This window comes from Sulfurovum lithotrophicum (assembly GCF_000987835.1).
Lineage (GTDB): Bacteria > Campylobacterota > Campylobacteria > Campylobacterales > Sulfurovaceae > Sulfurovum > Sulfurovum lithotrophicum.
In genome coordinates this window covers 511,322-533,558 of record NZ_CP011308.1, presented here as the reverse complement: position 1 = coordinate 533,558, position 22,237 = coordinate 511,322, and the positions used below count along the sequence as shown (strand labels likewise).

The following is a 22,237-nucleotide window of genomic DNA, read 5'->3' as shown; positions in this document are numbered from 1 at the left end:
CTGTGAGCAGAAACTATTAGATTGAACATAAATTATACTAAATTAATGTTCATGTTGCCGTTTTAAAGTGCATATCAATTTCGCTCAGTATTGATTGGGCAACAAAGGTGTTATGATGAAATATATAGAAACTATTTTTGTCTTTCTGCTCTTTCCGCTGTTTTTTTTGAATCGATTATTATTACGGAAAAGTTGTGAAAAAACAAACAAAAAAAGCAATTATAACTTATTATTGGCTTTGCTAATTTTACCATTACTCCCTAATTCGTTAAATGCTGCAACCGGAGATGGCTGCAGCACCGCTGAAAACATTACTACTATCCCTTCAAGTTTTACCGTTAGTCTTTCTCATTACTGGCGCTCAGGTCGGCGCTCAGGTCGATACTATTATTACCAATTCACCGCGCCTTCTGATGGAACTGTTCATATATACACTACAGGAGCTAACACCAACACTAATAGTGCATTGTACAATTCGGACTGTTCATCAACATTGACAAATGACGTAGCATACGATAATGATATTGATATGAGCTATTCTGTTAATAGTGATACAATTTATAAAATATTATTATATAACTATAACTCGCGTAATTATGGAAACTTTACACTTCATATAGATTTCACCCCGGCTGCCAATCAACCACCTGTCGCTTCTGCAACCGTTTCACCGACAATTGGACCGGAAGGAACGAACTTTGCCTTTGATGGTTCTGGCAGTACAGACGATAGAGATGATCCCAATGATCTTACTTATGTCTGGACAGAGGGTGGCGAGATTTTAGACAACAATATCAGTTTTTCAAAAAGCAACTTTTCTTTAGGTACGCACACCATTAGACTGACCGTTACAGATACAGAGGGATTGTCCGATTACGCAGAAGTAACCATCATAGTTTCAAACGAACCTTTAACAGATATTGTAGCTACCGACAACAGCTATAAAGTAAGCCCCGGCAATACAGTCAGCGGCAATATGATGACTGATGACACAGGTTCCGGAGTTGATCAGGGAAGCGGTATAACGGTGACTTCTGTAACTGAAGTAACTACTCCAAGCAAAGGTTCCATTGTGTGGAATTCAGACGGTTCTTTTACCTACACCCCTACTAATGGAAAGGTCGGGGTAGATACACTCACCTACACCATTACAGATACAGCAGGACAAACTGCATCTGCAACCTTAAGCTTCAATATACTTGACTTCAGCCAAAGCAATCCACGCGATTTTACAAAAGTGTGGATCAATGGCAAGGAAGATACAAATATTTATGGTGATTTGACCGTCATCGGAAATCAGTCTCTATGCTGGAAAAGCAATTCCAATACCTGTCAGAACCCACCATTCACTGCATCAAACAATAGCTATTCTCAAGAAAATATCAATGAAGATCCCAATGCCGCCAATGCCGGTTATGCCAACTCAACATCAGCAGACCTGACACTGGGACCAAATGACGAAGTTGTCGATGCATGGCTCTATTGGATTGGTCGTATCTATACCATCAATAACACTGAAAGGGCAAAAAGAAACAATGCAGACAGAATTTACCTGAAAACACCGACAACCAATGGGAACTATATCGAGCTACACAGCCAGGCAGACAAATTTGCCTGGATGGTAGGGAGTGACAGCGTCTTTGACTATGGAGGAGCCATCAACATCAAACAATACGTACTGCAAAGCGGTACATACTGGGTTGCAGACCTGCAGGCGACAGAAATGTCAAACCAGGGGTCCGGATGGGCGATTGCCGTTATCATTAAAGATAAAACAAATGGGAATGTAAGAAGTATCAAGAATATTTCTCTATTTGACGGCTTTACAGGGGTTTATAGTCATGATAATAATTACCCGGACGAAATCACCCAGCATATCGCGGGATTCAAAACACCCCGGGAGGGTGATGTAGATGCCAACCTTATCTTCTTTGGTGGAGAAAGTGACCGTGCCCTGGATGACAGAATGAGTCTGACTGACAAAAGTGGTACAGAACATTTTTTGGAAGACAGTCTCAACGATACACATAATGTACAAAATGGTACTATTTCACGTAATGGACAAAATGTAACGGACAGAAATCCCAATTTTGCAAATACACTGGGGGTCGATATTGATGAGATCGATGTAAGTACTGTTATCCAGAACAATCAAACCCAAACAGACATTACACTGTACTCTGAAGATGACCGTATTTTCTTGTCGATGTTCGGTTTTGCGACAGAGCTGTATCAGCCAAATGTTTGTTATGACTATGTTCTCAAACGAAATGAGTTTCTTCTTCCTTCCGATAACGCTGCATATAATATCCCTTTTGTACAAAAAGATGATCAGATAAGTTTTACAGTCGCCATTTGGGACATATCGGGAGATATTGATCCTAAAAAGGTAACGGTCGGTTTGGGATTGATGCAAACTGCAGGCAATCTTTCAGCCATGTTCAACCCTGATAAGGCCTATTATACACTGCCAAACGGTAATACCCTTCTTCCTACTAATTATGCCGACCCCATGAGTACGCCATCTCAGCCTTTCATAGCCATAGGAAAAGGAAGATCAGCTGATGGCAATACAGGAGGAACAATCAGTCCAAATGAAAGATACTATACCAAGTTTTATTTTAAAGCAAATACTTCAGATAGTGCTATAGGTAATTTTAACGTCGATGTGAATGTGACACTAAACTACGGTTCCGGTGATTTTTGGCAGTTTCTGGCTGTTGATCGCTGTCCTCAAAGTGCAGTATATAGTCCGAACTGGTATCGTTTTAATATTGAAAAGGTTTTTAGTAGTGTTCCAAGTGATCCGACTGAGCACTATTCTCTTCCTACACGAATCGCAGGGAAGGACTTTGATTATTCCGTTGCATCCTATATCAAGGACAGTAATGGAGAGTATACAGATGCCAATGCATCCAATGGAATCACAGTCGATGTCGAAATGATCAACATCGACGCTTTTGATGACAACTCCTCCTACTTCAAATGTGGTAATGCCGAACCTTCGATCATTGTTATGCCAGGAAGGTTTGTACATTTCAATGGAGAGGAGCGAATTAACATTACCGATCCTAATGATCTTGTAAATACCTACGCCATTCGAAGTGCCACATTCCGAATGTGGTTTCTAATAGATGAAAATGGGACTATAATACCGAATACAAATCATCGTAAAGATGAGAATTATTATTTTGACGGGATCTATACAACTACATTCCAAGCACAGGACCCTACAGGTTTATGCTCTAATGCATGTACTCCTCCATATAGCTATACCAGTCCACGCTATCCAGATTATGATCAACAGGCACAGGGGTGCTATGCCTGTTTGCGTGACTTTTTTGCGCAGCCGATCTGTGCAAGGGACAACTTTGCTATTCGTCCTAAAGCAATAGAGGTAAGACTTAGTGACAGGGGTCAAGATGCCAATTTGACTGCATCTTTCATTACACAGAACAATGATGCTGCTACCTTCACCAACATAGCAGCAGAATACCCATACGAACTGAATCTTACTGCTGTTCGTAATGCCAATGACCTTGCAGAAGGCTACTACAGCTATATTTTCAAGGAAGAAGACGATATTCAGCCGTCTCCGACAAAAACAGGTGTAAACGCTGCAAGTGCTGCACTGCATAAATTTGAGGATTCGGTCACTTGTGCAGATGACAGGAACAAAACGATTGAAGTTAATTTTGAGAATGGAAATGCCATCAGTCAACTCGATCATGACAATGCAGGAAAATACAGTTTTGAAATATGGGATATCAACTGGACCAAAGTAGACAATGCCTCGATCAATCCTTACAAAACTATATTTGACCCTAGCTGCGAAAACAGCAGTGATCAACGATGCAGTGACTGCATACTCGGAGCAACAGCGGACGATATGACAGGTAACGAAAAAACCGGTTGTCTTTTCGGATCAGAGCTTACCAGCCTTGACGGCACACTCAACAACAACTTCACAAAGCTGAATGTGTTTTACAAACCTTATCAGTTTGATCTTAATTCCATTACTTTACATACCAGACCACATGACGGTATCAATTGGCTCTATATGAATGACCTGATCCAAGACACGACCATGGTCGCTACACTGGAAGGCAATATTACTGCTGAAGGGAAAAACGGTACAGCACTCTCCAACTTTGCAAACGGATGTGCGGCAGAAGATGTGGTTCTATGGCTGGACAGAACAATGCAGCCTGTTCAGGAAAGCGATATTAACGACAGTAACCTTACTCCGGTACGCTTCCAGCAGGGGCTTCAGGATGTAAATGGATGGACCCTGCAGGATAACAGCGGCGGTTACGATATGAATGCATCTCTTGTTGCTGCCAACTTTGTCAATACAAGCGATCTGAATGGTAGTGCAGACGTCAACCTCTCTTACAACTTCAAAAAACCTTATGCTGCAGTTGTCAATCCGATAGATGTGAACTTCTCTATGCTGAGCGGCGCATCACCCGATGCAAAATCATATGCAAACCAGGTAGGCAATTATATACCCGATGGCAATGTCAGCATCAATGCAGAACACTGGTTCTACTTTGCAAAAGTCAAAGAAGCTGATGGCACCGATGGAAAACAGGAGTATGGTACTTTGGTCAATACGACTATCCATGTCATGTCATACTGCGACACAGCCGTAGTGCCCTGTTCCATCCTGCCAGGATTCGCGACCATTCCGGATGAGATTCAAGGTACAGAGGGTTGGTACCGCATGAAAGATCATCTTTCATCAAACGGTGACGGGCAGATCAGCTCTCTTGCTACAGCACAGGCCGGGGTTAGCATTTCACCAAACAGCAATATCACCTTTGACACAAACGGAACAACCGGAACTATTACCATTACGTATCCGTTGAGCAGCACGCGTCCTGTACATCCTGTTTTTCAAATCACTCCTGATGAATGGCTGAAGTATGACAGCAACCCTGCAAATAACGGCATACCTGAATTCATAATACATTTTCTTACTCAGGGATTAAAATGGAAAGGAAAAGGGGAGACAGGACACGTTATGGAGACTGAACCCTCTACACAGTCGAGTGGGAGATTGAATTGGTAAGAAAAACTGAAATACTGCCCAGGTTTACAAGGCAGAGAAAAGCAATCGCGATGATTGAACTTATATTTGCCATAACGATCATGGGTATTGTCATGATGAGTGCGCCCAGGCTGATAGAGCGTTCGACAGCAAGTACCTATGTTGCCTTACAGCAGGAGTCCATAGCCGCAGCAGCCACCCAGATGAACATGATCATGACCACAGAATGGGACCAGGCAGACACCAACTCCACACTGGGTGCACCTGTGCTTCAAACGGGAAGCGGTACCATACCAAACTGTACCACAGACAAACCTGTCGGCGTTACCAGTGCAAGCGGAAGATACTGTAAAGATGCTCTTGCAACCAATTCAGTTTTTTTAACTGCTACCGCACCGGGATCTCTCGGGACCGAAGAAGTGAATGCAACAGTTTACAACGATATAGATGACTACAATGGCCAATCCTATACGGTGAGCGTCTATAATTCCGAAAATTATGAGACATATCAGGGTGACTACCTTGATCAAAATATTACTGTCTCATCTAACATTTACTATGGAGACGATACACCAAGAAATGTTTCAGATACTGCCGGAACCTATCAGACCAGTACAACATTTGCAAACCCTTTCAGACATATCATCACCGCTAACAGCACAAATATCAAACTGATCCAGGTTACACTGACTTCAGGCAACACGGCTGGAGAGATAAATGATAAGCAGATCGTACTTACTGCATTCATGTGCAATATCGGTGCACCGAAACCAAAATATTATAACAACAGGCCTTAATGATGGGATATAAGCATACTTTGAAAAACACAAACGCATTTACACTTTTGGAGGTAACAATAGTTATTGTTATTTTGGGCATAGTCGCTTCGATCGGCTCTGAGATCATTGCCAATGTCTACAAGAACTACCTTTTACAGCGTGCTACATACAGCGCCAGTCTGAAAACAGAGCTTGCGGCACAGCAGATAGCAAATCTGCTAAGCCATAGAATTCCTCATACTACCATTGCAAAAAACCCTGATAACCTGTCCGATTTCCTGTTAGTCACAGACCCTACCAATAATTCGGACTATACCCATACACAACTTGAATGGATAGGTGCGGACAATGACGGTTTTTCAGCTTCCATACGGCCGCCGTGGAACGGGTTTGCCGATGTTGATGCCTCTGATCAGACAAAAGTCATTACTCCCGGCTCAAAACTTTCCCTCACCGACAGTATTATCTCCAATCTATCAAATTCCCAGGTTTCTCTGAGCGGTCCCCAATATCCGGCAATTTTTTTCAGAGATATGAGATATACAGATGATGGTTCAACTCCAAAACTGTATGACATTTTGACCTGTATGGGCGTAACCTCAAATGACAACACATGTATATCTGCTGTCAGCCGGACAGGAGAGGAACAGCTTGATTTTCAGACACCGGGTTCAGGGGTTGCCAACAAGGTCATTTCGGAGCATTATAAACTGGCATGGAGTGCCTACTCCATCTGCCCTAAAAATCGGGGAAACAGACATTATGACCTTGTATTGTTTTACAATTATCAACCTTGGGAGGGCGAACGCCTGAATGGTACTGATTGCAGTTCGACAGTAGGAGAGCATGCAACAGTGATCACCAATGTCACCGTCTTTAAATTTGCTGAATCAGGCAATACTTTCAGATTCAAACTCTGTGCCCAGGAAAATATCGGCGGTGACTACAATATCACCATATGCAAAGAAAAGGCAATAATACTATGAGACAGGCATTTTCACTGATCACTGCTGTTTTTGTGATCATCATTATGGCAACTTTGGCAGCTTTTGTCTTCAATACCTCCGGAAAGATCGTACAACAGACTTCTGCTCAATACCGCCAGGAACAGGCAGCACTTTTGGCAAGGAGCTATACAGAACTTGCAGTACTGGCCGTCATCAACCATGACAGAAACCAGACGACACCAAGCTGCATAGAGGACATTGACGGCTCTGTAAATGGACTGGTCCCGGGTGGAGCTGTATCAGGGAACAGTGGAAGCAGCAATGGCGGATACCGTGTAGAAACCCGCCTCTATTATATAGGCAATGGCCTGCCTTGTTCTCCAACACGAAAATTGAATGACAGCAATAATACAATGAACAGTACAACAACCCTGACAACAGACTATAACAATACAGGTGCGAGCGATGCCATTGCAGCCATTCTGGTAGATGTATTTGTCAGCTATAAAAACCCTGATGCCCCCACACATGAGATAAAATACCACCGAAGAACATTGCAAAAGATTTAAACTATTTTACATTTACCCTTTATTAAGCCTATTAAGTTACAATTAAGTATGGAGAATAAGGGGTCTCTTCGACTTTCTCCGTATCTAACATTAAAGGATTTATCATGAATAAAAGTATTACAGGAAGACACTTCGAACTGACCGATGCCATCAAAGCGTATGCAGATGCACTGCTTGACGGCCTCAAGAAATATAATTTGGACATTACCTCGGCAAACATTGTTATTTCGGCAGATGAGAAGAACGGGAAAAAAGGTTTTCATGTAGAATTCATTGTAAATCTCAAAGACAAGAACACCATCGTCATCACGCAGGTTGACAAAGATGTCTATGCCGCGATGGACCTTGCCAGTGAAAGAGTAAAAAAAGGTCTCAGAAGACACAAAGAGAAGATCAAAGACCATAAGGTCATGAGCTTTAAAGACATGGGTGAAGAAGCAGAAGCCGTTTCAGAGATCGCAACTGAAGATATTGAGATCGTACCTATGGATCTAGAACTGCACAAGCCTCTTGACTTCGAAGAAGCCATTGATGCACTGAGAGATGAGAAGAAAAGACAGTTCATTGTCTTTAACGACTACGATGGCCATATGCGGGTCATGTACAAAAGAGCTGACGGCAAATTCGGGCTTTATTAATAGAAAGCGTTCAGCACCCCAAAGGGCATTTGTCTCTTTGGTTGGGTACATTCAGTGCTGAACGTCCAAAATATCTTCTTTACACTTTTTCCCTATAATCATACTTATTATGCATTTTTAAGACGTACTTTGGCGTATGATATAACTGCTTCATCCTCTGCCATATCCAGCCATTTGAAACGCTGTCCGCTCTGGATAGTACCGTCCAGTATATCTCCACTGTCACGAAATTTCAGGTCGAGTTTGGCTATCTCGAAGCCATTGGCGGTCTGTGCAAACTGTTCGAGCCTGTAGTTCTCTTTGCTGTTCGAGAAAAGGTAGCACCAGCTCTTCAGGCCGTTACGCCCTACCCGTCCCCTTAGCTGGTGCAGTGTAGCCAGACCAAGACGCTCCGCTCCCACGATGACAATGAGCGTGAGTCTGGGCAGAGAGATACCGACTTCCACAACTGTGGTTGCAAGAAGTATATCTCCCTTTTCCCTGAATGCAAGCAGCACCTCCTCTTTCTGCTTATCCTTGCCATGCGTCACATAGACATTGTCAAACCTGCTTTCCCAGAATCCTCTGCTCTCATCCAGGGATTGGTAAGGGACTTCGGAACTCTCTTCCACCAGCGGATAAATGATGAGCACCTGGTGCTGCTGTGCGATCTCCTCTTTGATATGAGTCATCAGGTCAGGAAATTCCTCTCTGCCGATGGTTTGTGTCAGTACCTCTCTTTTAAAAGGCGTTGTGGTGATGAGGGAGACATCGAGCAGTTCGGACTCCATCATCGCCTGCGTTCTGGGAATGGGTGTAGCCGAAAATTGCAGATAGTGCGGTTTTCGCTCACCCGAACTCACCAGTGCCTCAAGACTCTGGCGCTGTTTGGTCCCGAAGCGGTGCTGCTCATCCACCATGACCAGCGACGCTTCAGGAAGGTCCTCTTTGAACAGAAGCGCATGCGTACCTATGATGAAATCCGCTTCCCGGTAGTTCCCCTCGTCTTTCCCCTGCATGACCAGAGCGATCCTGACAGACTTCGGTAAATGTTTACAGGCCTCTTCATAAAGCTGAAGTGCAAGAAGTGATGTCGGCGCCATTAAAATGCTTTTATACGGCAGAGCCATCATCACCGAAGCAAGGATCACCATTGTTTTCCCGGAGCCTACATCTCCAACGATCATCCGTTTTGCTGCTTTGTCCTCTCTTGCAAGGTCCTTCTGTATCTGCACTATGACATTCTGCTGCTCCTCTGTAAGCGTAAAAGGGAGATTTGAAACAAAGGGTTCCATCTCTCCGTTAAGTGCACGCAAAGCAGGAAAGTCCACTTTCTTCCCACGCAGTTTTCTAAGGTGGTTGTAGGCTTCAACGAATTTCAGTACTTCTAAGATCTCGGACTTGTAGCCACCGTTCTCATACACTTCATCTAAACTTTTGGGGAAATGTACACGCATCAGTGTCGCCACTTCTTTGGAATCCAGACCTTCGTTGAAGAGATTCTTCTCTGTAATGTACACTTCCATCAAAGAAGCGATTTCGCTCTCCTTGAGTACGGTTTTGTATTTTGGAGTGATCTTCCCTACCTGTTTGATGGACTTTGGCTGCGGCATCTGAAGATAGCCCTTGTACTCTTCAAGTCTGCCCTGAATATAATGGGTTGAACCCACTTCAAAGAGTTTGTGGTGGTAAGGGGTAACACGAAAAAAAGTGGATGAAATCCTTCGCCCTGACTGTGTCAAGAGGAAGCTCACTCTCAGTTTCCCTCCATAAATGCTGCTCTCGATCACTTTGGCTTCAAGTGTATGGATCTTTCCTATTTCCAGCGTTGTTGAAAGGGTAGTGTCGTTGTAGGAGGTCGGTACGATGAGCGCAAGATCGAGCAGAGAATAGATCTTGAGTTTTTTAAAAAGTTGTTTGGCTTCTTCCACGCTGAACTCCGTTCAGAATTAATAATTCGAGATTGCATTACGCTGCAATGCTTTTGTAGAACGATTATAACGAAGGTTAGGAATAAAAAGAAGAAAATATGTCAGATTGTCATGTTTATCGCGCAGGGTGGGTTCATCCACCTTACACGAAATAGATATTATTTTTTCGTCACGATAGAGAATGAAAGATCTGACAACTCCTTATGTGATGTAATGAAAGCGTTCATCTCATCCAGTGTCACGGTCTCGATCTTTTTGAGTTGTTCTTTGGAGAAACCAAGCGGCCTGCCATAGTAGAACTCGTTGTAGGCACGGTTGAGTCTCTGACTGAGTGTTTCCATTCTGAGCGGTTCGCTTCCCACAAGGAATTTTTTGGCAGCTTCAAGCTCATCAGCCGTAATCCCTTTGCCAACAAAATCATCCACAACCTTCTGTACCAGCGCCTTGGCTTCATCCTGTGTACTGAGTTTCGTTTGGAGATAACCGCTGAGATAGGAAGCGTATTTGGTACGTCGCAGCATTGAGTATGCACCATAAGTCAGCCCTCTCTTGACGCGTATCTCTTCCATCAGTCTTGAACCAAACCCAGCCCCGCCGAGAATATACTCTGCGATCTTTGCTTTGTACTGGTCTTTCTCTTTGTAAGTGTAGTTAAACGGTGCTCCAAAATAGATATACGCCTGCTGCGTATCTTCAGGGATGAACACTATTTCTCTTTTATCGGAGGCGGTAAACCAGGGAGTCTTCACTTTTTTTACCTTGGGTAACAGTGGCAAAAGTTCATTCACATATTTTTCTGCCTCATCGAAAGAGATATCTCCTCCTATGACAGCTATAGCATTGTTGTAGCCCAAGTGTGTAGAGACGAAGCCTTTGATATCATCAAGAGAGATAGACTTGATACTCTCAAATGTCCCATCATACGGCCTGGCCAGCGGCGTATCTTTGAACAGTATTTCTCTTAGTTTCGTTGCTGCAATGTAGTCGAAATCACTCTTCTTCTGTGTTAGCCAGCCGATCTTCTGGCGTTTCACCTGCTCAAGCGCTTCAGAGGTATAGTTGGGGTCCTGCAACAGCTCTTTGAGCCTCTCGATGGCATAGGGAAATTCACTTTTAAGCGCAGAGACTTCAAAAACGAAACTCTCACGTCCGACATGCGCAGAAACATCCACGGCATGGTCATCGAGCTTTTGCGCAAATCCCACACTGCCGTCTTTTTTCGTACCCTCATTCAGGAGTTTAGCCGACATATCTGCCAAACCGTCCTTGGTATTGCTCAAGTGACCCGCATTGGTAAATACAAGCTGTAACGAGACAATGGGAATAAAATTCCCCTCTTCAAATACTACAGGAACCTGCGTATCTTTAATTTTAACCTCTTTTACCATCTCTGCCATCAGCACTCCTTGCAATAATACAAATAATAAAACAATTTTTTTCATAAGAACCTCGTAGGGTGCTGTGTCCCCACAGCACCATGTATATAAACTGCAAAGGTGCCGTCAGGGGACAGCACCCTACGCGTTAAACCCGAAACATGATAAAATAAATATCATCAATATTTCGAATTAAAATCTTTCCAAAATCTCATATGCCGTATTCCGCTTTGCCGGTTTTTCACCGATATCCCTGATGAGACGCACCATCTCTTCCTGGTTCATCTCGTTCTTTGCTCCTGCTGCGGAAACAACGTTCTCTTCCATCATGGTAGAGCCGAGATCGTTCGCACCAAAAAGCAGTGCCATCTGGCCGATATAGGAACCCTGTGTTACCCATGAACTCTGGATGTTGGGGACATTGTCCAAAAAGAGCCTCGCCACGGCCAGGTAACGCAGATACTGGTTGGATGTTGTCTTGGTTATGGTCGGCAATTCTCTTTTGAGCTGTGTATGGTCACTCTGGTAGGACCACATAATGAAAGCCCTGAAACCGCCTGTCTCATCCTGAAGCTGACGCACGTAATCCCAGTGCTCCACGATCTCTCTGGTCGTCTCTACGGTCCCGTACATCATGGTCGCTGTCGATTTGATGCCCAGCTTGTGAGCTTCCCTATGCACTTCCAGCCAGGTATCCTTGTCAAGCTTCTTGGGCGCGATGATGTCGCGTACCCTGTCGGAAAGTATCTCCGCTCCGGCCCCCGGGATGGAACTGAGCCCTTTGGCCTTGAGGCGTGCCAAAACTTCGGAAATACTCAGGTTGGAACGTTTTGCAATATAGTCTATCTCAATGGCAGAAAAACCGTGAATGGTGACCTGCGGGTATTTCTGATGGATATGCTCCACCAGGTCCTCATACCATTCGATCTCAAGTTTAGGGTGTACCCCACCCTGAAAAAGTATCTGCGTTCCGCCTATGGCGACAAGTTCGTCGATCTTCTGGTCTATCTCATCAAAAGAGAGGATATAGGCATCCTCCTTCTTTTCATGCGTGTAAAAGGCACAAAATTTACAGTCGACCCAGCAGATATTGGTATAGTTGATGTTCCTGTCCACGACAAAAGTGGTCACCCCTTTGGGATGCATTTCTTTTTTGCGTGCCAGGGCCATTTTACCCAGTGTTTTGAGATCGGCGTTCTCTATGAGATCGATGGCTTCATCAATGGTCATGCGTTTTGTTTTTGGCATTGTCATATCATTCTCCGTAGGGTGTGCAACAGCACACCTTTATTAATGGTGTGCTGTTGCACACCCTACCATTATTTCCCTATCGCATCCAGCACGCCGTTGATAAACTGCGGTGATTTTTCGTCTGCAAGCGATTTCGCAAGCTCCACCGCTTCGTTGATGATAATGGCCCTGTCTGTTTTGGCTACGAGTATCTCATAGGCCCCCAGACGCAAAATGGCCTTTTCCACTCTGCCGATAGCATCATAATCCCAATCGGTCAAATGTTTCTTTATCTCAGCATCGAGCATTTCGAGATTTTCTATGGTCCCGTCAAAAAGGTCATGCGAAAAATCTCTCTGCTTGTTGCGTATCTTGTCCTCTTCGAGTATCTCGTCGGAGAATTTGGCGATGTTCTCATTGCCCAGGTCATAAGCGTAAAGCAAACCTACGACTGCTGTTCTTGCCTGATGTCTTGTTGCCATCTGTTTCCTTTGTAGGGTGTGCAATTGCACACCACAATATTTACAACGGTGTGCAATTGCACACCCTACGTCATTGACATATTATTTTTCTAATGATCCGTAAAGATTGATAAGCTCGATCAGTCCTACCATCGCTTCAGCACCCTTGTTGCCAGCTTTGGTTCCGGCTCTTTCGATCGCCTGTTCAATACTGTCAACGGTCAATACGCCGAAAGTTGCCGGTTTTCCGTACTTGAGCGTGACGTTGGCCACGCCTTTTGTCGCTTCAGCAGATACATAGTCAAAATGCGGTGTCGCACCTCTGATCACGGCACCGAGACAGCATACTGCATCGTATTTCCCTGATGCCAAAGCTTTATCCAGAGCGAACGGGATTTCGAAAGCACCCGGTACGAGGATCAGGTCAAGATCATCAGGATTCCCACCATGTCTTGTATAGGCATCTTTTGCCCCTTCTACCAGTCTGTCTGTAATGAAGTGGTTGAATCTTGCATTGATGATCGCTACTTTTTTGCTTTTGTCTACGGAAAGATTTCCTTCTACTATTTTCATTTTTGTCCTTCTTTAAATTTGTTTATCTCTTAAGCACTTTTGGTACTACTCTACAATCGACCTGATCTCATCAATCTGCTCGATCAACCCGTCAAGTTTTTGCAATTCTATCATATTCGGACCGTCACTCAAAGCGATGCTTGGATCAAAATGGGTCTCAAAGAAAAAACCGTCCACTCCAACTGCTGCGGCCGCACGTGAAAGATATGGCACAAAAGAACTGTCTCCTCCACTGCTTGCTCCACCTGATGCAGGCATCTGTACCGAATGTGTCGCATCGAAGATCACCGGTGCAAATTGCCGCATAGTGACCAGTCCGCGCATATCGACCACCAGGTTCCCGTACCCGAAGCTCGAGCCTCGTTCAGTCAGCCAAACATTGTATTTTTCGGCATTCTCGTAATTCACCTCGCCGTCAAAGCCTCTGGTCTTGAGTACTTTGGCCACGGAGTGTTCCATAGCAGCCGGTGCCAAAAACTGCCCTTTTTTGATGTTCACTACAGCAGAGGTCTTTGCCGCGGCTACCAGCAGGTCTGTCTGACGTGAGAGGAAAGCCGGTATCTGCAAGACATCTGCCACTTCTGCCGCAGCTGCGGGCTGTGTATAGTCATGCACATCGGTCAGTATCTTGTAACCGAACTGATCTTTGACTTCCTGCAGCATTTTGAGCCCCTCTTCAAGACCGGGGCCTCTGAAACTGTCCAGACTGGTACGGTTTGCTTTGTCGAAGCTAGCCTTGAAGTAAAAATCTTTTGTACAGTCATCATCGTATTTTCCCAATGATTCGGCAATACGCATCACATTTTCACGGCTTTCAAGAACACAGGGCCCGGCGATCAGTATCATATCAACTCCATTCTTTGCTTACGGCTTCTCTTTGGCCAATGCGACCATCAGCCCTGAGACAATAACAAGGATTATACCCAAAATTGTCCAAAAATCAGGAATGGGGTCCCCCAGCAGTGTACCGATGATCAATGCGAACACGATATTGCTGTAGGAGATGGTTCCTACGATCCCCGCTTTGGTCAGTTCATAGGCTTTGGTCATTAAAAGCTGTGACATCGTTGCAAAAATACCCACGGCGGTCACATAAAGCCACTCCACTCCCTGAGGCCAGACAAATTTGGCAAACATCCAGTCGAATCCCTCCGGGACGCTTACATAAGGTGTGATAAGCATCAAAAAGAGTGGCGCTATGGTTCCTACGCCCATAAAGGACATGACTATGGCACGGGTATCGTAATACCTTCGAAGCTCCCTTATCGAAGTATATGCCAGAGCTGCACCGATACCCGAAAAGATACCCAGGATATCGTATTTGTCAAAGCTGCCTCCCTGGGGCTGTGCGATCAATACGATACCGACAAAACCGATCACGATCGCGATCATCGCCGAGGGAGGCAGTTTCTCTTTCAGGAAAATATAGGCAAAGATCGCCACAAAGATCGGGGAAGTTTTGTTGTAGGTCACCGCTTCTCCAAGGGGGATATGCGCCATGATGTAGAAGTATGCCAGCAGTGCGGCAAAACCCATGGAACCCCGAAATATCAGAAGCAGGAACTTGCCACCTGTCTGCTTCAAAGGTACTTTGTAAATGGAAAGGCCGACCAGCACCACACCGAAGATATTTCTGAAGAAAGTCACCTCAACAGGAGGCAGGACCTGTGAAACCACTTTGGCAAAGCCACCCATGAACGCGAACGAGAGTGATGCCAGCAGCATAAAAAGGATACCCCTGTCCATATTCCTGATGATTTGTGTCATTGTGCGGCCTGATTTAATAAATTTTTTCGGAAGTTTAGCATAAAAAGGAGCGTTCAGTGACATTTCAATCGATTTTGTTTTAAATGCGGAAGCTATTTGATCCTTTCGACCACCAGGTCACCATACAATACCAAATCTTTCAAAACAGCTTTTTGGGCGATGTTGTCTTTGCCCACTGCAATCATCAGCTCCCCTTTGTTACTCTCGAAGATCTTCTGGTAAACGATAGCCGTCAGGTACCGAAAGTTACCTTTACCAAGTATCTTTTCATAGATACTCCTTCTATCCATATCGGGGACGATGATGGTCACTTTTCCATCCTGTTTTTCCGCTCCTACTGCACCTATCTCATAAGTACCCGCTTTTGAAAGGTCAATTTTTTTTGGGAGATTGAAATAGAGTGTGAGCAGGTCGTCCTGACTGTAAAAAGCAAGCTCTTTTGTTTCATTTTTATATATTTTCCCTTTTTTCCTGGCAATGTAGGTTTTCGTCACTTTTTTCTTCCTGTGATCCGTGCGATATATCTTTTCACTGTATTTGTCACCATAACTCCTGATCATACGTAACGAATCAGAGATCAGTATGCCATTGACGATGTGTCCTTTGCTGATATATTTCTCCTGCCGGTTCCTGCTCAGTTTTTTAACGATGCCTGTTGTTCTGGCTGATATTTCTATGACATAGCTGTTTTTACTGGTCTCCAAATGTGCTGTACTGACACCAAGCTGTCCGAATATACCGTAGCTTACACTGTATGCAGCATCAAGCACTTTGGCATGCCCGACTGATACCAAAAAGATCATAACAAGTATGTATTGCACTGTTTTATTCATTGTTTTTCTCCTACTTGAATGTTATTTTACTATAATGATGGGGATAAAGCGTGGAGGAATTTTTATGGATACAAATACCAGTATAGAGCAGAACCTGACAAGCACACTCAATGTTGTCGACAATCTTGATATGGGGCTTGCCCAGGATATACAGAATCAGCTTATTCCATTGTATACGTCCAAATACGGAGCTTTTTTTCAACAGATGATCTTTGATATACCTCTGGCAAACCTTTTGCTGGCCATTCTTGTCTTTTTATTCATTCTGGTATTGCGAAAAGTATTTACCCGTATCATATTGGGCTTTTTACAGAGACTTGCCAAACATTCAAAGACCTTTTATGATGACCGCATCATTTCGGCATTGAAAGAGCCTTTGCGTTTTGCATTTATCATCATGGCGTTACACTTTTTCTTTCTTCTCATTTTTAAAGAAACAGTCTTCATCAAAACCATACTCAATACGCTGGTGATCTATACAATATTCTGGGCTATGCTTGCCATTACCGAAGCATTAAGGGAACTTTTTTATGATTTGACCGCAAAATTCAATCCGGATCTCTCCAGAGAAATGGGCAATTTTATTTTGGCCATACTCAAGATCGTTATTGGCGGTATCGGGCTGGCTGCCATTTTACAGACATGGGGTATTAACGTCACTGCACTCATCGCATCTTTGGGACTGGGTGGTCTCGCATTTGCTTTGGCAGCAAAAGATACAGCCGCCAATCTTTTCGGTTCTTTTGCCCTGCTTGCCGACAAGTCCATCCGTATCGGTGAATGGGTAAAAGTTGGAGGTGTGGAAGGGGTAGTGGAAGATGTAGGAATGCGTACAACCAAGATACGCTCTTTTCAGAAAACACTTATTACTGTTCCAAATCAACTGGTAGCCAACCAGCCCATAGAGAATTTCTCACGCAGAGGTATCCGCCGTATCAAGATGCATATCGGACTTACCTATGGTACGACCTCACAGCAGCTCGTCAAAATAAAAAGTGACATCGAAGCGATGCTTCGTTCACACAAAGGCATCAGTCAGAAAGATTCATTGATGGTCTTTTTCGACTCTTTTGGAGATTCATCTCTGGATATCTTCATCTACACCTTCACTGCAACAGCAAACTGGGCTAATTACCTTGAGATCAGAGAAGATATTCACCTCAAAATCATGCAGATCGTTGAAGAGAACGGCAGCAGTTTCGCCTTCCCAAGTCAGAGTATTTATGTGGAACAATTACCCCCTGCCCAATCGTAGGTTGGGGGTAATCTTACCCCGACATCCTTATCAACTTCGTATAAATTAACTCATATGCGAATGATTGTCGGGACGAGGGCATCCCGACCTACGTTATTTTCTGCTATAATTGCATTAATTATCTACAGAAAGAATATTAATGCAAGAACATAACCTAACAAAAGTAGCCATACTCGGCCGTCCCAATGTCGGAAAGAGTTCCCTCTTCAATCGTCTTGCCAGGCAGAGAGATGCCATTACCTCCGATGTATCCGGTACAACACGCGATATCAAAAAACGCCTTGTGACCATTTCGGGCAACCGGGAATTCGAAGTCATAGACACCGGAGGAATAGACTACTCTTCCGAACTTTTCTCCAAAGTGGCGGACTTCTCACTCAAGGCAGCCGATATGGCCGATGTGATCATTTACATGGTCGACGGGAAGACCCTGCCCGATGAAAAGGACAGGGAACTCTTCTACAAACTGCAGCAACTGGGCAAACCGCTCGCGCTTGTAGTCAACAAGATCGACAATGACAAAGAGGAGGAGCGCTACTGGGAATTTCTTGAATTCGGCGCCGATGCCACCTTCCCTATGTCGGTAAGCCATAACCGATACTTCAACGACTTCTATGCCTGGCTGGAACAGTATATTCCGGCTGCAGAAGAAAAAGAACCACTTGAACTGACAGAAGATGAAGTCAATCCCTTCGAGGAGATCGTACGCGACATCAACAGTACCACTGAAGAGGCGGACAACAAGATCAGCGTGGCTATTATCGGACGGGTCAATACGGGCAAAAGTTCCCTGCTCAATGCCCTGCTCGGGGAAGAGCGCTCCGTAGTATCGGATGTCGCCGGTACGACCATCGATCCTATCGATGAAACGATCGAGCACAATGACTATGAGATCACCTTTGTGGACACAGCTGGTATCAGAAAACGAAGCAAGATCGTCGGTATAGAGAAGTACGCTCTGGGCCGTACGGAAGCGATGCTCGAAAAAGCGGATATCGCCCTGTTGATCATCGATGCCACAGTGGGTGTGACGGAACTGGATGAAAGGGTCGCAGGCCTCATAGAGAAGTTCAGGCTCGGTGCGCTCATCGTCATCAACAAGTGGGATATCCGTGGTGAAAAAACATACGAGGAGGCGGTGGACGACATCCGTGACGAGCTCAAGTTCCTGCACTACGCCCCACTCATCACCATCTCGGCAAAAACCGGCATGCGCGTGAACAAGATACTCGACCAGATTACCGCGATCTATGAAAGATACAAACAGCGCATCCCTACTTCCAAGCTCAACGACGTGCTCAGAGAAGCCATGCAACGCCACCATGTCCCGTCATACAACGGTGCACTGGTCAAGATAAAATTCGCTACACAGTACGAGACCAAACCGCCAAAGATCGCACTGATTACCAACCGCCCGGACGGCCTGCACTTCTCCTACAAGCGTTACCTGGCAAACTACATCAGAAGCAAATTTGACTTCGAGGGCGTACCTTTGGATATTGTCGCCAGAAAACGCGGTGAGAGATTTGAAGAAGAGTGATCGTAGGGTGCTGTCTCCCGACGGCACCAGAAACCCGATATTCCAATAGTGGTGCCGTGAGGGGCACAGCACCCTACAATAAACCCACGTAAGGCAGTTTTAGCACCCTGCATTGATTTTTCTTAGCACTTAACACTTAATACTTAACACTCTCCTGCTATAATTTCACAAATTATAGCAGGAGACAGCATGCGCGTACTCACAGGAATCCAGGCTTCGGGCAAACTTCACATCGGGAACTATTTCGGTGCTATGAAACCGATGGTCGAACTTCAGGAAGAGCATGAACTCTTTACCTTCATCGCCAACTACCATTCACTCACTTCTTCCAAAGATGCCGAAACTCTCAGACAAAATACCGTCGAAGCGGCGGTAGACTACCTTGCTGTAGGGATCGACCCCGAGAAAACAACCTTTTGGGTACAGAGCCATGTTCCCGAAGTCCTTGAACTTTACTGGATACTCTCCAAGTTCACACCGATGGGGCTGCTGGAACGTGCACACAGTTACAAAGACAAAGTGGCCAAAGGGATTCCTGCCAGCCATGCGCTCTTCTCCTACCCTGTACTGATGGCCGCAGACATTCTGCTCTATGATGTCGAAAAAGTTCCTGTAGGAAAAGACCAGATCCAGCATGTGGAAATGACCAGAGACATTGCCATTAAATTCAACAACGAATATGGAGAGCTCTTTACCCTGCCTGAGCATATGGTCGCAGAAGAGGTCGCCACCGTCCCCGGCATAGACGGACAGAAAATGAGCAAGAGTTACGGCAATGCCATCGACCTCTTCATGGATGAAAAACCTTTACAAAAGCGATGCAACAAGATCGTCAGCTCATCCACTCCTTTGGGAGAACCTCTGGAATGGGAGAACTGCAACATCTACAACCTCTCGGCACTCTTTTTGGATGAAACCCGGAAAAAAGAGCTTCAGGAACGCTATCAAAGCGGCAAAGAGGGATACGGACACTTCAAAAAATACCTCAAAGATCTTATCTGGGAAGAGCTGGCCGAAGCCAGAGAGAAGAGAGCCTACTACCTCGACCATATGGACGAGGTCAACGACATCCTGTCCATGGGCGCCAAAAAGGCAAAGTGTATCGCCGATGCCAAGATGGAAAAAGTAAGAGCCGCTATAGGATTATAGCACTGCTCTTATGGTCATTTACATCTTTTGCAGTGATACAGGGGAAATATACTCGTAACTTTCAATGAGAATATCAACACTTTCTTTACGGATCTGTCCGGTAGCGTAGACATACACATGTAGCGCACCTTCATTACGATGGCCTCTCTCTTTGGCAAGATCAAGCAGTCGTTTCGCAATGGCATCTCCGGTATGGATAAGGTTCATTTTCCTCTGCATGATCTCTTCGATCTTGTGTGCCACCAAAGGATAATGCGTACACCCGAGCACGATAGTATCGACACTGTTCTCACGCATGGAATGGAGCCAACCCTCGAGCATTTCATGCGTTTTTTTACTTTCGATCTCACCGTTCTCGATCTGTTCTACCAGACCGGGACAGGCTTGTTCATACAGTATGACCGTCTCTTTGGCAGAAAGGACATTGACAAGATCCTGATACTTTTCTCCCAACAGTGTGGCAGGCGTGGCAAGCACACCGATATTGCCTGTTCTGGTCTGCTCCAGCGCCGGCTTGATGCCCGGTTCCGTACCGATGATGATCAGTTCCGGATAGGTTTCTCTAAGTGTTTTTATCGCAGCGGAGGTTGCCGTATTGCAAGCAATGATCAATGCATCGATCTGGTGTTTTTTGATAAAATAGGCTGTAATATCGAGGCTGTACTGCAGGATCTGTTTAGGTGTTTTTTCACCGTAGGGTGCATGTTTTGTATCGGCAATGTAAAAAATGTCTGCACCCCTGACCGCCCGGGCCAGTGCCTGAACGACCGTCAGACCGCCCAATCCGGAATCAAAGACACCTACACGCATAGGAATGAACCTACTCGTTCATCATTGCAAGGAACTCTTCATTGCTCTTTGTCTTCATCATTTTGGAGAAGAGGAATTTGAGTCCTTCCACTTCTTCCATATTCTGCATCGCATTTCTGAGTGCCCAGACTTTCTGAAGTGTTTCAGGATCAACAAGAAGCTCCTCTTTTCTCGTTCCGGACTTGGTGACATCGATCGCAGGGTAGATTCGTCTTTCGGAAATGTGTCTGCTGAGTACCACTTCGGAGTTACCCGTACCTTTGAACTCTTCAAAGATCACTTCATCCATACGGCTTCCCGTATCTATGAGTGCTGTTGCGATGATAGTCAGTGAACCGCCCTCTTCAATGTTTCTTGCCGCACCGAAGAACCTTTTAGGTTTATGAAGCGCATTGGCATCGACACCACCGGAGAGAACTTTTCCTGAACTGGGCGTTACCGTGTTGTAGGCACGCGCCAGTCTGGTAATGGAGTCAAGCAGTATGATGACATCTTTTCCCATTTCCACGCGTCTTTTGGCTTTCTCGATGACCATCTCAGCAGTCCTGACATGGTTCTGTGCGGGAAGGTCGAACGTGGAGGCATAGACTTCACCCTTGACCGAGCGTTGCATATCTGTAACTTCTTCGGGTCTCTCATCTACAAGCAGTACCATCAGTGAAGCATCCGGGTTGTTGTGCGTGATCCCGTGTGCCAGTTCTTTGAGCAGCTCTGTCTTACCTGTTCTCGGCGGTGCAACGACCAGGGCTCTCTGCCCTTTTCCTATGGGGGTAAAGAGGTCGAGTACACGGCCTGTCATGCGCATAGGATTGTACTCAAGTTTGAGCTTTTCATTGGCATAGAGCGGTGTAAGGTTGTCAAAAAGCGGTCTCTGCTTGGATTTTTCGGGTGCGACATAGTTGATCGCTTCGATCTTGAGAAGCGCATAGTACTTCTCCTGGTCTTTGGGTGGGCGTACCTGACCGGTCACGATATCACCGTTTCTGAGGGCAAATCTTTTGACCTGCGTCGCTGAAACATAAGTGTCGTTGCTGGAGTTGGCAAAATTCCCGTCGATGGAACGCAGGAAACCGTAACCGTCGTTCATCACTTCAAGGATACCTGTATAGAGGATGAATCCTCCCTGGTTCACCTGTGATTTCAGGATCTCGAATATCAGGTCGCGTCTCTGGTATTCGTTGGGGTTCTCTACCTTGACCTCTTTGGCAATAGTGACAAGATCTTCCAGGGGTTTTTGCTGAAGTTCTTCGATCTTGTAACCCTGTACGGGCACGTGTGTTCTGTTCTTTCTACCGGCATTATTGCCACTGGCAGGTTTTTTGTTGTTATCGCTCATTGTTCCTCTTG

At 45.1% G+C, this 22,237-nt stretch carries 18 protein-coding genes; 8 read left to right on the top strand and 10 right to left on the bottom strand.

Going from position 1 to position 22,237, the window contains the following annotated elements; genetic code table 11:
• The first annotated feature begins 529 nt into the window (after positions 1-529).
• From YH65_RS02520 to hpf, 5 genes are all read left to right on the top strand, one after another.
• Positions 530-5,074 carry an Ig-like domain-containing protein gene (locus tag YH65_RS02520; protein ID WP_046550491.1) on the top strand — a complete coding sequence of 1,515 codons (4,545 nt, stop codon included), beginning with the start codon at positions 530-532 and terminating at the stop codon, positions 5,072-5,074.
• Between the two features lie 50 nt (positions 5,075-5,124).
• Positions 5,125-5,850, top strand: a complete 726-nt coding sequence (locus YH65_RS02515) for a hypothetical protein (protein WP_154806460.1) — start codon at positions 5,125-5,127, stop codon at positions 5,848-5,850.
• Between the two features lie 20 nt (positions 5,851-5,870).
• A complete protein-coding gene (locus tag YH65_RS02510) occupies positions 5,871-6,818 on the top strand; it encodes a type II secretion system protein (RefSeq protein ID WP_169745658.1) in 948 nt (315 codons plus the stop codon).
• Entirely contained in the window at positions 6,815-7,348 is a 534-nt protein-coding gene (locus tag YH65_RS02505) for a hypothetical protein (RefSeq protein WP_046550488.1), read from the top strand. The genes YH65_RS02510 and YH65_RS02505 overlap by 4 nt, the downstream gene beginning before the upstream one ends.
• Positions 7,349-7,452: 104 nt before the next feature.
• Entirely contained in the window at positions 7,453-7,986 is a 534-nt protein-coding gene (hpf, locus tag YH65_RS02500; RefSeq protein WP_046550487.1) for a ribosome hibernation-promoting factor, HPF/YfiA family, read from the top strand.
• Between the two features lie 107 nt (positions 7,987-8,093).
• On the opposite strand, the gene recG is transcribed toward hpf, so the two are convergent.
• From recG to YH65_RS02460, 8 genes are all read right to left on the bottom strand, one after another.
• Entirely contained in the window at positions 8,094-9,896 is a 1,803-nt protein-coding gene (recG, locus tag YH65_RS02495) for an ATP-dependent DNA helicase RecG (protein WP_046550486.1), read from the bottom strand.
• A gap of 158 nt (positions 9,897-10,054) precedes the next feature.
• A complete protein-coding gene (locus tag YH65_RS02490; protein WP_046550485.1) occupies positions 10,055-11,293 on the bottom strand; it encodes a M16 family metallopeptidase in 1,239 nt (412 codons plus the stop codon).
• A 171-nt stretch (positions 11,294-11,464) separates the two neighbouring features.
• A complete protein-coding gene (locus tag YH65_RS02485; protein WP_046551984.1) occupies positions 11,465-12,520 on the bottom strand; it encodes a dehypoxanthine futalosine cyclase in 1,056 nt (351 codons plus the stop codon).
• Positions 12,521-12,591: 71 nt separating this feature from the next.
• Positions 12,592-12,984, bottom strand: a complete 393-nt coding sequence (gene nusB / locus YH65_RS02480) for a transcription antitermination factor NusB (protein WP_046550484.1) — start codon at positions 12,982-12,984, stop codon at positions 12,592-12,594.
• Positions 12,985-13,065: 81 nt separating this feature from the next.
• Complete coding sequence (gene ribH / locus YH65_RS02475) at positions 13,066-13,536, bottom strand: 6,7-dimethyl-8-ribityllumazine synthase (RefSeq protein WP_046550483.1); 471 nt, start codon at positions 13,534-13,536, stop codon at positions 13,066-13,068.
• 45 nt (positions 13,537-13,581) lie between these two features.
• The gene (kdsA, locus tag YH65_RS02470; RefSeq protein WP_046550482.1) at positions 13,582-14,382 is read right to left on the bottom strand and encodes a 3-deoxy-8-phosphooctulonate synthase; all 801 of its coding nucleotides are present in this window, start codon (positions 14,380-14,382) and stop codon (positions 13,582-13,584) included.
• An 18-nt stretch (positions 14,383-14,400) separates the two neighbouring features.
• Entirely contained in the window at positions 14,401-15,303 is a 903-nt protein-coding gene (locus YH65_RS02465) for a DMT family transporter (RefSeq protein WP_046550481.1), read from the bottom strand.
• A 92-nt stretch (positions 15,304-15,395) separates the two neighbouring features.
• Complete coding sequence (locus tag YH65_RS02460; RefSeq protein WP_046550480.1) at positions 15,396-16,136, bottom strand: DUF3108 domain-containing protein; 741 nt, start codon at positions 16,134-16,136, stop codon at positions 15,396-15,398.
• A 64-nt stretch (positions 16,137-16,200) separates the two neighbouring features.
• Between YH65_RS02460 and YH65_RS02455 the strand changes: the two genes are divergently transcribed.
• The 3 genes from YH65_RS02455 to trpS all read left to right on the top strand — a co-directional run bounded on the left by YH65_RS02455 (position 16,201) and on the right by trpS (position 20,080).
• Complete coding sequence (locus tag YH65_RS02455; protein ID WP_046550479.1) at positions 16,201-17,391, top strand: mechanosensitive ion channel family protein; 1,191 nt, start codon at positions 16,201-16,203, stop codon at positions 17,389-17,391.
• A 139-nt stretch (positions 17,392-17,530) separates the two neighbouring features.
• Positions 17,531-18,931, top strand: coding sequence for a ribosome biogenesis GTPase Der (der, locus tag YH65_RS02450; RefSeq protein WP_046550478.1), 1,401 nt, complete (start codon positions 17,531-17,533; stop codon positions 18,929-18,931).
• A gap of 189 nt (positions 18,932-19,120) precedes the next feature.
• Positions 19,121-20,080, top strand: coding sequence for a tryptophan--tRNA ligase (trpS, locus tag YH65_RS02445; protein ID WP_046550477.1), 960 nt, complete (start codon positions 19,121-19,123; stop codon positions 20,078-20,080).
• Positions 20,081-20,098: 18 nt separating this feature from the next.
• Here the strand turns inward: trpS and murI are convergent, their stop codons facing one another.
• Together murI and rho are read right to left on the bottom strand one after the other, a co-directional pair.
• Complete coding sequence (gene murI, locus YH65_RS02440; RefSeq protein ID WP_046550476.1) at positions 20,099-20,890, bottom strand: glutamate racemase; 792 nt, start codon at positions 20,888-20,890, stop codon at positions 20,099-20,101.
• A 10-nt stretch (positions 20,891-20,900) separates the two neighbouring features.
• Positions 20,901-22,226 carry a transcription termination factor Rho gene (gene rho / locus YH65_RS02435; RefSeq protein ID WP_046550475.1) on the bottom strand — a complete coding sequence of 442 codons (1,326 nt, stop codon included), beginning with the start codon at positions 22,224-22,226 and terminating at the stop codon, positions 20,901-20,903.
• Between the last annotated feature and the right edge of the window lie 11 nt (positions 22,227-22,237).